The following is a 13,579-nucleotide window of genomic DNA, read 5'->3' on the forward strand; positions in this document are numbered from 1 at the left end:
GAATATGCAAAAGCTCACTCGTTTTCTGGCCCTGCTCGGCGAGCTGATGATTGAAAAAGCCGAAGACGCCGCGCCGCAGGCTGCTCAGCCTGACGATCGCGACGACGCGCTGCCACCGCGCCTCGAGCGTGGCGTTGCGCTGGCCGACCGCTTCCTGTTCATGTAATTTCCCGCGCAGTTTAACCCGCTCACACTGACCGCACGATATGTTCGCGCAGCCACCGGTGCGCGGGATCCCGATGCGATCGTTCGTGCCACAGCATGGTCATTTCAAAACCCGGCACCGCCAGCGGCGGCTCGAGCTGTTGCAATAAAGGCTGGTTGCGCACCAGCCGCTCCGGCAGCATCGCCACCAAATCGGACTGCGTCAGCACCGAGATAACGAAGAGAAAATGCGGCACGGAAAGCACCACGCGCCGCGTCAGCCCCACGTCCGCCAGCGCCCGATCGGTGATGCCGTAGAACCCGCCGCCGTCCGGTGAGACCATCACCTGCTCCAATCGGCAAAATTGCGCCAGCGTCAGGTTTTCATGCAGCTTGGGATGGCCGATTCTGCCCACCAGCACATAGCGTTCACTGAACAGCGTGCGCTGACGCAGACCGGGCGGCGCCCCTTCGCGGGTGTGAAACGCCAGATCGATCTCCCCCTGTTCCGCCAGTTTGGCGATGCGTGACGGCGCGGTCTCCAGCACCGCCAGCCGGGTGCCGGGCGCCGCCGTGCGCAAACCGTTCAGCGCTGGCAGGACGATGGTGGATTCGCCGTAGTCGAAGGCGGCCGCACGCCAGGTATCGGTCGCCACGGCGGGATCGAACGGCGTCGCCGGCGTCACCGCCAACTCAAGCGCCGCCAACGCCTGACGCAGCGGTTCCCGCAGTTGCTCCGCTCTGGCAGTCGGACGCATGCCGCGCGGGCCGGGCAACAGCAGAGGATCGTCAAAGATCGCCCGCAGTTTGGCGAGATGCACGCTGACCGCCGGCTGAGAGAAATTGAGTCGCTGCGCCGCGCGCGTGACGTTGTGCTCCGCCAGCAGCGCGTCGAGCGTCACCAGCAGGTTGAGATCCAGCCGCCTTAAATTATTCATGGTTATACCTGTGATAACGGCAATTCATTTCTAATATACCTTGTGATGCCCTAACCTGCAGCTCTCACCCCAAGGAGCGTTGTTATGAATGTGCTGATTGTTTACGCCCACCCGGAGCCACAGTCGCTGACCGGCTCACTGAAAAACTTCGCCGTTGAGCGTCTGACGCAGTCCGGCCATCAGGTACAGGTGTCCGATCTGTACGCCATGAAGTGGAAAGCGGCGATCGACGCCGACGACAGCCTGGAAGGCGCATCAGGGCCCCGTTTCGTTCCTTCGCTGGATTCCCAGCGCGCGTTCGCCAACGGCGTGCAGAGCGCCGATATCGAACGGGAACAGCAAAAGCTGCGCTGGGCGGACGCGGTGCTGCTGCAGTTTCCGCTGTGGTGGTTCTCGATGCCGGCGATTCTGAAAGGCTGGTTCGATCGTGTCTATGCCTATGGTTTTGCCTATGGCGTCGGTGAGCATTCCGATACGCATTGGGGCGACCGTTACGGCGAGGGTATGTTGGCGGGCAAACGGGCGATGCTGCTCGTCAGCGCCGGCGGGTGGGAATCCCATTACGCCCCGCGCGGTGTCAACGGGCCGATCGACGATATTCTGTTTCCTATCCAGCATGGCATGCTGCATTACCCGGGGTTCGAGGTGTTGCCGCCGTTCGTCACCTATCGCGCCGGAAAGACCGACGAGACGCGCTTCGCCGCCCTGTGCGAGCAGCTCGGACAGCGGCTCGATAATCTGTGGCACACCGAGCCGATTCCGTTTCGGTGGCAGAACGCCGGTGACTACCTGATCCCGCAGCTGACGCTGAAAGCGCATCTCGCGCCAGGGCAAGACGGTTTTAGCATTCACCTGAAATAGCGCGAGCCGCTCCCCTTATCGCGGCGCTGACGCAGCGCCGCCCCCGAGGAGGAGTTTGGCGCCCAATCCCATCATGACCAAGCCCGTGAATCTCTGCTGCCACACCAACAACCGGGGATTGCGGGCGAGCCATTGTCCCACGGTGCCGGAGGCCATAGCGACAGAACCCAGCGAAAGGATCCCGGCCAGCTTCTGAATGGAACCTAAAACGAGCAATTGCAGCCAAACCGGCCCGGTTTCAGGGTTAACAAACTGCGGGAGGAAAGCAAACATGAACAGCAGCGACTTAGGGTTGGTCAGGCTGTTAATCGCTCCTTCTTTCACCGCCTGCCACTCGGTCATCATCCGGGGGTTTCGCACGGCATCGGAACGCTGCCGGCTTACCTTCAGCATTTTTATCCCCAGCCAGACCAGATAGGCGGCCCCAACCCAACGCAATACGTCCAACGCCAGCGGATAAGCATGCAGCAGCGTGGCGAGGCCGAGCACCAGCATGGAAACCTGCACCATACCGGCGACAAAAACCATGCCGAAAACATTGAGCAGCGCGATACGGCGGCCTTGGCCGATACCTCGGGCCAACGTGAGCATCATGTCCGGTCCAGGAGACAGTTCCAGAAGGGTAAGTGCAACAAGAAAAGCAATAAACGTTTCGGCTGAAGGCATGGGGTTATCACCGGCGAGTCAAAGGATACGGCAATCATATTCCTCCCCGGACATTCGCAACAGCACTATCAGGCGCATCCGGGGAGTCTCGTTAATTCAGAGCGGCGAGAAATGCCCGATAGCCCTGCGCGCTACTGTCCAACTCGTGCTGCTGAACCTGCTCTGCCGTCCCGTCCGAAGCGGCTTCCTTGCCGTAAAAGGCAAAGAACGAAGCATAGTCGGCCCGCACGTAATCGGCGGTCACTTCAAACGGCCGGAAAATCTCCTCCAGCGAGTAGCGATAACGCCCTTCACGCGCGTAATCTTCTGCGCGTACGCCCGCCGTGACCGCCAGCGCCAGTTTCTTGTTCTGCATCTTATAGCCACTGCGAGAACCGTAGGCCCAGCCGTAGGTGAGCACGTCGTCCAGCCATTTTTTCAGCAGCGGCGGGCTGCTGAACCAGTAAATCGGGAACTGCAGCACGATGTTGTCATGCGCTTCAATCAACTGCTGTTCTTTGGCGACGTCTATCTGCCAGTCCGGATAGGCCTGATGCAGTTCGTGCACGGTATACAGCGCCGGATAGCGCCGCAGTTCCTCCAGCCAACGTTTGTTGACCACCGAGTTCGCCATATCGGGATGTGTCACTACCACCAACGTTTTCATACTGATCTCTCCAGTCAGGTGTTTCGACGCATCTTAGGGTATGCTGACAGAATGTAAAATACGCACACTCACGACACATACTTACCCTGGAGAAAGTGTAAATGACCGCCGAATCCCACTGCAGCCCTACGGGCATCAGCCTTGAAGACACCGGTTATGGCTACACCCTGTCGGTGATCAACGGTAAATACAAAATGATTATTCTCTACTGGCTGGCCTTGTATAAGCCGGTATTGCGGTTCAACGAACTGCAACGCTGCATCGGCACCATTTCGTATAAGACGCTGAGCTCGACGTTGAAAGAGCTGGAAAAAGACCGGCTAGTGGTAAGAAAGGAGTATCCGCAGATCCCGCCCAAGGTGGAGTACAGCCTGTCCGAGCGCGGGCGTTCGCTGATCCCGGTGATCGACATGATGTGCGACTGGGGGGAGCGGCACCGGCCGGAACAGCCGGCGCCGTGAGGGGTTAGTTGTCCGCCGCCGCTGAGGTTGTCGGAGCCGGCTCATCGTGCTCGACCAACGCGTCCGCCGGCCGGCACTGGCGCAGCGTGCGCACGCTGAAGGCCACCAGCACGCCCAGCAAGGCGGCGAATGCGCCAAACGACAGCACGCTCATCAACGGGGTGAACACCCTGCCCAGTACGCCGAGCCCCAGCGCGCCTATCGAATCGCCGGTCACGTCCTGCGCGGTGCCGAGGCTATTCACCCGCCCCAGCAGATGATCCGGCGTATTGCTCTGGATCAGCATGAACTGCAAGAGCGAGGCGATGGCATTGGCGTAGCCGTAGCACACCAGCGCCAGCAGCGCCGGCGCCAGGTGACTGAACAGCCCCAGTGACGCGATGGCAGTAAACGCGACGATAGCGGCGATCAGGATCAGCACCCCAGGGCGAGGGAAACGCCCCACCCAGCCGCTGGTCAGCGCGCCCAGCATCGCACCGAGCGGCACTGCGGAGTACATCAGGCCAATAGAGGACGCGCCGACGTGGTAAGCGTCCTGCGCCAGCGCCGGAAACAGTACCCTGACGGCGCCGACGATGCTCATCAGCATCCCCAGCAGCACCACCGAGCCGACCACCTTATTGCGCCAGACAAACTGGAAGCCGCTGGCGAGCGCGCGCAGCGGGTGTTCCAGCTCCTGCTGCTGCGGCAGCAACGTCGGCAAGCGCACCAGCGGGACCAGGGTGCCCAGCGTCCCTGCCGCCGCGACGGCGAAGGCGAGACCGACGCCGCCGAACACGATGATGATCCCCCCCAGCGCCGGCGCCAGGATCGCGCCGATGCGCACCGTCACCATGCTCAAGGCCCCCGCCGCCGCCAGGTTTTCGCGCCCGACCAGCAGCGGGATCACCGCCATCAGCGCCGTCATGCCGAGCGCGCCGAAGAACCCGTCCCAGGCCGCCAGCAGGTAGAGCGCCCACAGCGACGGGGCCGGCGCGAAGGCATTCAGACTCAGGGCGACAAAGCCCAGCCCGCAGGTGCCGCGCGCGAACAGGATCAGCTTGCGGCGATCGTAGCGATCGGCGAGCACCCCGCCCAACATCAAGCCGATAAACATGCCTACGCCGTCCAGCGCCACCGCCACGCCCACCTGCAACGTGGAGCCGGTCATCGCCTGGATCTGAATCGGCACCCCCACCGCCAGCATGCCGAGTGAAAACACCGACAGCATGCGGGCGCAGAAAATCGCACGAAAATGCGCATTGCTTCTCAGCAAACTGAAATCAAGAAAAAAAGAAGGTCTGGCCATAGTGTCCTGCATATCATGTTTTAGTACGGGCCGTGGCGCACGCCCCGGCCCGGTTGCGTTATACCAATCCGTATTGCCGCGTCAGCAGCGAATGCAATAGCGGCCCGAGCGTCTCCAGCGAGGCCGGCGACAGAATGTCCGCGTGCTCGCAACCTTGGTGATGACAGATCAGCCGATCCAGATACGGCGCCCACACGGCGTTGATGTCCATCAATGGCGGCAGCGTCCGGTCGGCGACAAACAGCGTCGCCGTGCCGTGGAAACGCTGACTGCGCGCCTGAGAAAGAAGGCGCACCGCGTCACGATAGTTGGCGACGATGCTGTCGAACATCGCCGCCTTCTCCGCCATCAGCGTTGGATCGCCATGATCTTCCGCCATAAACTCGGCCTGTTCCTGCGCCACCTCCTTCTGCGCCTCTTCCTCGGTGGGGCCGGTCCAGTCCTGGCCTTCCGGCGGATAGGTATCCAGCATGCCGAGGAACGCCACCTCTTCACCCTGCTGCTGCAGACGCGCGGCCATCGAATGCGCCAGCGTGCCGCCGAGCGAATAGCCCAGCAGGTAGTAAGGCCCCTGCGGCTGCAGGCGGCGCAGAGTGGCGAGATGACGATCGACCATCTGCTCAATGTCCTCGCAGGTGGCGATGACGCCGTCCGGTCTTGGCGACTGCAGACCGATGATCGGGTAACTCCCCGGCAGATACCGGCTCAGCCCCGAGTACTGCCAGGCGAAACCGGAAGCCGGATGCAGGCAGAACAGCGCCGGGCCTTGGCCCGCCCGCAGCTGCAGGCACTCGCCGACGCCGCGGCTCTCGGCCGAGCCGGCGGCCTGCGCGTCATCGAGCAGGTGCGCCATTTTCTCCAGACTGCGGGCGAACATGATCTGCCCGACGCTCAACGGCCGGGTGACGCGCCGACGCAGCTCCGCCGCCAGGCGCATCGCCAGCAGCGAGTGGCCGCCCAACGCGAAGAAGTCGTCGTCGGCATACACCGTCTCGCGCCCCAGCAGTTCGCTGAACAGCGCCGCCAGCAGGCGCTCGCTGTCGCTGTGCGGCACGCGGCCGCTCTGCGGGCTCAGCTGCGGCCGAGGCAACGCCTTGCGATCCAGCTTGCCGCTGGCGCTGAGCGGGAAGCTGTCGGTAATGACATAGCTGACCGGCATCATGTGCGCCGGCAAACGCGCCTCCAGCGCCTGATGCAGGACGGCGGTATCCAGCGTCACGCCCGGCTGGGCGATCAGCCAGGCGACCAACTGCCGCATATCGGCGCCGCCCAGCCCCGTCGCGCCCTCACCCAGTTCGATGGCGTGCACCGCCGCCTGCGCTACTCCCGGCTGCGCCAGCAGCGCCTGTTCGATTTCGCCCAGTTCGATGCGCTGGCCGCGGATCTTCAGCTGATCGTCGCTGCGCCCCAAATACTCGACGCTGCCGTCTTCCAGCCAGCGGGCGATATCGCCGGTGCGATACATGCGCGCCCCGTTGCCGGCGGGATCGGCGACAAACCGCTGCGCCGTCAATCCCGGCCGATGCAGATAGCCGTCGGCCAGCTGAATGCCGCGCAGGTAGAGATCGCCGGCGCAGCCGACGGGCACCGGCCGCAGCATGGCGTCGAGAATGCTCAGTTGGGTGTTCCAGACCGGTTTGCCGATCGGCACGCCGGCGCCGCTCACCGCCGCCAATGCCTCGCCGGACGCCGGTTGATAGGTGACATCAACCGCCGCCTCCGTCGGGCCATACAGGTTATGCAGCGGCGCGGCGACCAACGCCTGGTAGCGGGATGCCAGTTCACACGACAACGCCTCACCGCTGCAGAACACGCGTTTCAGGCTGGCGGCGGCGCGCTGCGGCGCACGTTCGTTCAGCGCCTCAACCCAGATAGCCAACATGGACGGAACGAAATGCAGCGTGGTTACGCCATAATCGTCGATCAACGTTGTCAGCGCCTGCGGATCGCGGTGCGCCTCCGGCGGCGCCATCACCAGACGCGCGCCGACCATCAGCGGCCAGAAGAACTCCCAGACGGAAACGTCGAAGCTGCACGGCGTTTTCTGCAATACCACGTCCTGCGCATCGAGCGAATACTCATGCTGCATCCAGAACAGACGGTTGACGATCGCCCGGTGGTTCACCACCACCCCTTTCGGCCGCCCGGTAGAGCCCGAGGTATACAGGACGTAGGCGGGATAATCGCCGTTCCCCGCCGGTGCGCGCTGCATCGGTTCGCGCCCGCTGTCCTCCAGCGCATCGAACCGCAACGTCGGCGCCAGCGCGGCAAAACGGGCATCCAAGGCGCTCTCGGTGATAATCAGCCGTGGCTTGGCGTCTGCCACCATGTAGGCCAGACGCTCATCCGGGTAACCGGTATCCAGCGGCAGCCAGGCGGCGCCGGTTTGCACAATCGCCGTCAGCGCCAGGCTGAGGCGCACGGAACGCGGCAACGCCACCGCGACGATATCGCCCGGCTGAATGCCCGCCGCCGTCAGCCGTTCGGCCAACAGCGCGGCCTGGCGCTGCATGTCACGGTAGCTGAGGGTGTGCCCGGCATCCTGCAACGCGATGCGTTCCGGCGTGCGCCGCGCTTGATCGGCGATCGCCTGATGCAAGGTGGTGTCCGCTACCGCCTGTGCGGTGCGGTTGACCGCCGCGATCAACGCCTGTTCCTGCGGGGTTTGCAATTGCCAGCGCGGCAACGGCAGATCCGGTTGCGCAATCCATTGTTGCAGCAGCGCCATCAGCCGCGCGGCGAAGCGTTCAGGCTGCGGCACCGAGTCACGGTACTCCATCAGCAGACGCAGACGTTCGCCCGGCAGCACCAGCAACGTCAGCGGATAGTGGGTATAGCCTTTGTTGCGGATGGCGTCGCAGCGCAGGGAACCTGTGCCGCCGAGCAAGGCATCGTTGTCCGGGTAGTTCTCTACCACCAACAGCGTATCGAACAGCGTGCCCGCGCCGGCCAGGTGCTGGATCTCACCCAATCCCAAATCGTCGTGCTCCAGCAGTTCAATCTGCCGGTGTTGCAGAGCGGTCAGCTGTTCCGTCAACGGCCGGCCGTTTTCCAGCCGTACGCGTACCGGCAGCGTGTTGCTGAACAGGCCAACGTGCTCTTCCACGCCGTCGATCTGGCCAAACCGCCCGGAAACCGGCGAGCCGAACACCACGTCCTGATGGCCGCAACAGCCGGCCAGCTGCAGCGCCCAGATGCCCTGCATCACGGTATTGAGCGTCAGCCCGCGTTCGCGGCACAGGGTCAGCAAACGCTGTTCCTCCGCCGGCGGCAGCGTCATTTCCAGCTCAAACACGCGGTCGTCCTGCGTCTCGCCAAACAGCAGCGTTGGCCGAACGTCCTGCAGCGTCTCGCGCCAGATGCGGCGCGAGGCGTCGGCATCCCGCGCGGCCAGGCGGCGCACGATATCGGCATAGTTCGAACGCAGCGGCGGCAACGCCGTTATCCCTTCACGCAATGCGAGCATCAGATCGTTGAGCACCACCGGCGTCGACCAGCCATCGACGATCAGGTGGTGGGCATTGAGGAACAGCGTGCAGCGTTCACTGTCGCCGTGTTTGACCCACAGCGCATGCAGCATCGCGCCCGGCTGGTTAAACAGATCGCGCTGCAGCTCTTTCTGCTCCAGCTCATTCAGCGCCTGCATTTCTTGTTCGGCGGACAGCGGCGGCAGCCTGTGGCTGTCCAGCGGCCAATGGCTTTCCTGCGGTATCAGCTGCAGCGGTTCGCCCTCGCGGTTGAACCGCGCGGCCAGCTGCGGATGGCGGCGGATCACCGCATCCAGCGCCTGCTGGAGCCGTGGCGCGTCCAGTTCGCCGCAGAGGCTCAGGCGCGTCAGCGAGTTATAACTGCCGCCCTGCTGCGCCGTCTGGGCATGGAACAGCAAGCCGTGCTGCAAGGGCAACAGCGGCAGCGCATCGGCCAACGGCCCATACTCCCGCTCCCAGGCGCGCAGCGTTTCATCGTCGACGTTCGGTTGGGCGATCTCGGCCGCCGTCAACGTTGCCGCTGCGCGTTCGGGATGCCGTTCAGCAAACTCGCACAGCGCACGCACGGCCTGCTCGATGCCCCTATGCAACGCCTCGATGTCACTCGAGCTGAAGATAGCCTCCAGCCAGCTCCAGTTGATCGCCAGACACGCGCCGTCGCGCCGCTCTTCGACAAAGATGTTCACTTCCAGCCCGTAACACAGCGCCTGCTGCGTATCCTGCGCCACGGCGAAGGCGTCGCGGAAACGGGTCCGGCTGCGCAGCGGCGTCCAGTGTCCCTCATCCTGGCCGAAGCGCCCGAGGTAGTTGAACAAAATCTCCGGCGCATTGCGCTGCGCCAGCGCGGCCAGTTCGTCACGCTGCGGATGCAAATAGCGCAGTTGACCATAGCCGATGCCGCGATCGGCCACCGCGCGCGTCACCCGTTTCACCGCGCGCACGGCCTCGTGGTGTTCGGCGTCATGCAGTTCGATGCACAGCGGGTACTCCGCCGTCAGCCAGCCGACGGTGCGCGCCAGATCGAGGCTATCGTCCAGTTCGGCGCGGCCGTGCGACTCCAGCGAAAAGCGCAGCGAAGCGGCCTGGAAATGACGCCGGCAGGCCAGCGCCAGCGCGCACAGCATGATCTCTTCGACCTGAGCGCGGTATCCCTGCGGCAAGGCGCCCAGCAGCGCGGCGGTCAGCCGGCTGTCGAGCAGCGTGCGCCGTTCGCTCACCGAAGCGAGACGATCGGTCTGCGGATCCAGCGCGCGTCGCCCCAAGCGCGGCACGCCGTCCGCCAGCATCTGCCGCCAGAACGGCAGCTCGGTTTCCCGGCGTTTGGCGTCGGCCCGTAAACGCGCGGACCACTCATAGAGCGAGGTTTCCTCCGGCGGCAGCGCGATCGGCTGCCCCTGCATGGCGCTGTCGGCCGCTTGCCGCAGTTCGTCGAGCAGGATGCGCCAGGAAACGCCGTCAACCACCAGGTGATGGATCGCCAGCACCAGCCCGAGGCTCTGCCCGTCACGCTGCAACAAGATGGCCTGCATCATGCTGCCCTCGGCCGGATTGAGGCGCGCCAGCGCGGCATCAAACGCCTGTTCCGCCGCGGTTTCCAGATCGCCGGATACGGGATGACGCTGCATCAATTCACCGGCGGCGGCGGTTTCAACCACCAACTGGCCGTCGCGGATCCGCGCGCCCAGCGCCGGGTGTGCCGTACGCAGCTGTTCCAACGCATAACGCAGCTGTGCCGGTTGCAATTCGGCAGGCACGCGCAGGAAAACGCCGTGCGCGAAGAGACGATGCATGTCGCCCGTCTCGGCAAACCAGTGCAGGATCGGCAGCCCGTCGATCGGGCCTTGCTGCACGCTGCGCGCGGCCTGAGATCCAACGGCCAGCGGCTGCATCGCCTGCGCCATGCGCGCGGGGGTGTGCAGCGCGAAGATCTCACGCGGCCGCAGCAGATACCCGTTGCGCCGCAGGGCGGTGCCCAGCCCCATCGCCGAGATGCTGTCGCCGCCGAGCGCGAAGAAATCGTCGTCGGCGCCGACGCGCTCCATCCCCAACAGCTGGGCCATGGCGCGGCAAATCAGCCTTTCCTGCTCGGTGGCCGGCTCGCGCAGGCTTTGCGCCAGCGTCTCCTGCGGTTTGGGCAGCGCCTGACGGTCAATCTTGCCGTTAACGTTAAGCGGCAGCTCCGGCATCACCACCAGGATCGCCGGCACCATGTAATCCGGCAGACGCTGCGCCAACTGCGCCAGCAGCTCGCTCTGCAGCGCGGGTGAGGCGCGCCGCGCGTCATCCTGCACCGAGCAGTAACCGATCAGGCGATAGGTGGCGCCGATCGGCTCGGCGATCACCACCGCCCGCCCCACGTCTGGCAAGGCAGCCAGCGCGCTCTCCACTTCACCCAGTTCGACGCGGAAGCCGCGCACTTTGATTTGGTGATCGGTACGGCCAATGAACACCAGCTGGCCGTCCGCGCTCCAACGCATCAGATCGCCGCTGCGGTACATCACCTCGCCGTCGGCGAACGGATTGGCGACAAAGCGCGCCGCCGTCAGATCCGGGCGGCGCAGGTAACCGCGCGCGATGCCCTTGCCTGAAATGTACAGTTCCCCCGCCGCGCCGATCGGCACCGGCTGCAGGCGACTGTCGAGCAGCCAGATTTCGGTATTGGCCAGGGGGCGCCCGATCACCGGCTGGTCTGCGGCCGTGACCGGCGCGCCGAGGGTATCGACGGTGTATTCGGACGGGCCGTAATAGTTATGGATCTCGACTTCCGGATGCTGCCGCATCAGGTTCCACAGCGTCGGCGTCGCCGCCTCGCCGCCGATCATCACAAACGCCGGCAGCGGGAACTGTCCCTTCAGCAGGCCGCAATCCACCAACTGCGAGAGGAACGACGGCGTGATGTCCAGCAGATCGATCGGGGTCTGTTGGGTCTGTTCGAGCAGCGCCCAGGGGTCGCGGCGCAGCTCTTCATCGAAGATAACCAGTTCGCTGCCCATCATCATGCAGAACAGCGGCTCCCAGGAGGAGTCGAAAGAGAACGAAGCGGTATGCCCGGCGCGCAGACGCCGCCCGCGGCGAGCCTGGAATTTTTCAATCGCCGGGCCGAACAGCGAGGCCTGATGCGACAAGAACAGGTTCAGCAGCCCGCGGTGCGTGGACATCACGCCTTTGGGTTTGCCGGTCGAACCGGAGGTGTAAATCATGTAGGCAAGATGCGCCTCGTTCAGCGGCACGCGCCGCTCTTCGTCCGATATCGGCGCGGCCTCGGCGGCCGCGCAGCGCGCCCGGCATTGCGCCTCATCGAGGCACATGATCTGCGGCAGACCCGGCATGTTGGCCCGCGTGTCGCTGTGGGTCAGCAGCATCACCGGCCGCGCGTCGTCGCACATCAGCGCCAGACGTTCACGCGGATAATCCAGATCGAGCGGCATATAGGCCGCGCCGCTGGCCAACACGCCAAACAGCGCGACCAGCGTGTCCACCGAGCGCGGAATGCCGATGGCGACCACGTCTTCGGCGCCGATACCGCTTTCGATCAGCACGCGCCCCAGTTGCATCACCCGTTCACTGAGTTGACGGTAGCTGAGGCGCACATCGCCGCAGGTCACCGCCAACGCCTCGGGCTGTCGCTCAACCTGACGCTGGAAAGCGTCCATGATCGACACCATGCCCGCCGGCGGCGTCAGCTCAGCGCCGCGCCCCCAGGCCGCGAGTTGGCGCAGCTCCCCTTCGCTGACCAGCGCCAGTTGACCGTTCGGCTGATGCGGCCGCCGCGCCAGTTGCTGCAGCCAATGGCCAATGCGCTCCGCATGGCCTTGCAAGGTGCGCGGCGCGTATTTGGCCGGGTTGGCCACCAACGACAGCGTCAGCACGCCGCTTCGAAAACCGATCTCAAACTCGAGGTCGTCGACCGGCCCCATCGCCAGCGTATGGGTAACGGCCGCTTGACCGTCGAAGGACAAGGCGCTGTGGTAAACCTTGACGTTGACCACCGGGCCGTACAGCTCCTGATGGCCGCCGACCAGGCCGAGATCGCGTTTGATCTGCTCCGCCTCATAGCGTTGATGGCGCCGCACCTGTTTGATTTCCGCCGCGGTGGCCTGGCAGACGTCCGCCAGCGACATCTCAGGCGTCACGTTCAGCAGCAGCGGCAGCACGTTAACCACCGGGCCGATCGCCGCCAGCGCCTGCGAGCCCATGCGGCGCATGAAAGGAAAACCGATGGAGAGCCGGGTTTCGCCGCTCATGCGCGCCAGATACATCGCCAGCGCCGCCGTGACGATATCGGCCGGTTGCAACGACTGCAGCGCCGCATCGCGCAGCGCTTCGTCAAACAGCGACTCCGGCAGCACCAGCGCCTGTTTGAGCGGCCGAGCGCCCGGTTCGACCTCGCGGTTTTCCGTCGCCAATGACAGCGGCGACGGCAGATCGCGCAGATGCTGCCGCCAGAATTCGGCCGCCCGCTGGCGTGCGGGCGACGTTTGCCATTGCTGAAACTCTTCCACCACCTTGCCGAACGGGGTAAACGGCGAGGCCGCCGGCGACAGCCCGTGGCGCAGCGCGCGGTAGATATCGGCGATCCGGCGGGTGATGGCCTCGAAGCTGAAGCCGTCCAGGGTCAGATGATGAAAGCGCTGGTACCAGAACCAGCGATCGGCGCTGATGCGGATCACCGCATGGCGATAGAGCGGGCGCTCGCCGTCCGCGGGCAGATCCTGCGCCAGATCGTCGTGCATCAGCGCCAGCGCCGCCTGCTCGGCGTCTGGCCGCGCGCTGAAGTCAAACCACTCCGGCGCCAGCACCCGCGCGGGATCCGCGTTCAGCGGTAAACGTTGCACCGGCTGGCCGTCCTGCGCCTCAAAGAAGCGCGCCTGAACCGTATCCGCCTCCGCCAGCCCCTGGCGAATCGCGCGCTCCAGCGCCGAACGATCGATATCGCCGTGCAGTTCGGTGTAGTGCGCCACGGCAAAGCTGTTGCGCCGCAGCGCGATTTGGTCGGCAATCCAGATCCCCGGTTGCGCCGCAACCAGCGGATAATCCCGATACTCGACCTGAGTATCCGGCAAAGAAAGCGTTTCTGACATGGTGTC

At 64.6% G+C, this 13,579-nt stretch carries 8 protein-coding genes; 3 read left to right on the forward strand and 5 right to left on the reverse strand.

Going from position 1 to position 13,579, the window contains the following annotated elements:
• Positions 1-4: 4 nt before the first annotated feature.
• Positions 5-166: a hypothetical protein gene (locus ACSBQS_RS08340; RefSeq protein ID WP_182074138.1), complete on the forward strand. Its 162-nt coding sequence runs from the start codon at positions 5-7 to the stop codon at positions 164-166.
• 22 nt (positions 167-188) lie between these two features.
• Here ACSBQS_RS08340 and ACSBQS_RS08345 read toward each other — a convergent pair whose 3' ends face one another.
• Positions 189-1,082 (reverse strand): LysR family transcriptional regulator, encoded by an 894-nt coding sequence (locus tag ACSBQS_RS08345; RefSeq protein ID WP_049207586.1) that lies wholly within the window; start codon positions 1,080-1,082, stop codon positions 189-191.
• A gap of 84 nt (positions 1,083-1,166) precedes the next feature.
• On the opposite strand from ACSBQS_RS08345, the gene ACSBQS_RS08350 reads away from it, so the two are divergent.
• Positions 1,167-1,943 (forward strand): NAD(P)H-dependent oxidoreductase, encoded by a 777-nt coding sequence (locus ACSBQS_RS08350; RefSeq protein WP_197749837.1) that lies wholly within the window; start codon positions 1,167-1,169, stop codon positions 1,941-1,943.
• Between the two features lie 15 nt (positions 1,944-1,958).
• Here ACSBQS_RS08350 and ACSBQS_RS08355 read toward each other — a convergent pair whose 3' ends face one another.
• Both ACSBQS_RS08355 and ACSBQS_RS08360 read right to left on the reverse strand, forming a co-directional pair.
• The gene (locus ACSBQS_RS08355) at positions 1,959-2,609 is read right to left on the reverse strand and encodes a LysE family translocator (RefSeq protein ID WP_197666482.1); all 651 of its coding nucleotides are present in this window, start codon (positions 2,607-2,609) and stop codon (positions 1,959-1,961) included.
• Positions 2,610-2,700: 91 nt separating this feature from the next.
• On the reverse strand, positions 2,701-3,255 hold the full coding sequence (locus ACSBQS_RS08360; protein WP_033643110.1) for an NAD(P)H-dependent oxidoreductase: 555 nt from the start codon (positions 3,253-3,255) through the stop codon (positions 2,701-2,703).
• Between the two features lie 101 nt (positions 3,256-3,356).
• Here ACSBQS_RS08360 and ACSBQS_RS08365 point away from each other — a divergent pair, with 101 nt between their 5' ends.
• Positions 3,357-3,716 (forward strand): winged helix-turn-helix transcriptional regulator, encoded by a 360-nt coding sequence (locus ACSBQS_RS08365; protein WP_033643111.1) that lies wholly within the window; start codon positions 3,357-3,359, stop codon positions 3,714-3,716.
• Positions 3,717-3,720: 4 nt separating this feature from the next.
• On the opposite strand, the gene entS is transcribed toward ACSBQS_RS08365, so the two are convergent.
• The gene (gene entS, locus ACSBQS_RS08370) at positions 3,721-5,004 is read right to left on the reverse strand and encodes an enterobactin transporter EntS (RefSeq protein WP_434990237.1); all 1,284 of its coding nucleotides are present in this window, start codon (positions 5,002-5,004) and stop codon (positions 3,721-3,723) included.
• 58 nt (positions 5,005-5,062) lie between these two features.
• Positions 5,063-13,573, reverse strand: coding sequence for an amino acid adenylation domain-containing protein (locus ACSBQS_RS08375; protein ID WP_434990240.1), 8,511 nt, complete (start codon positions 13,571-13,573; stop codon positions 5,063-5,065).
• Between the last annotated feature and the right edge of the window lie 6 nt (positions 13,574-13,579).

The organism is Serratia sp. H402Y (assembly GCF_051172415.1).
Taxonomy (GTDB): domain Bacteria; phylum Pseudomonadota; class Gammaproteobacteria; order Enterobacterales; family Enterobacteriaceae; genus Serratia; species Serratia ureilytica.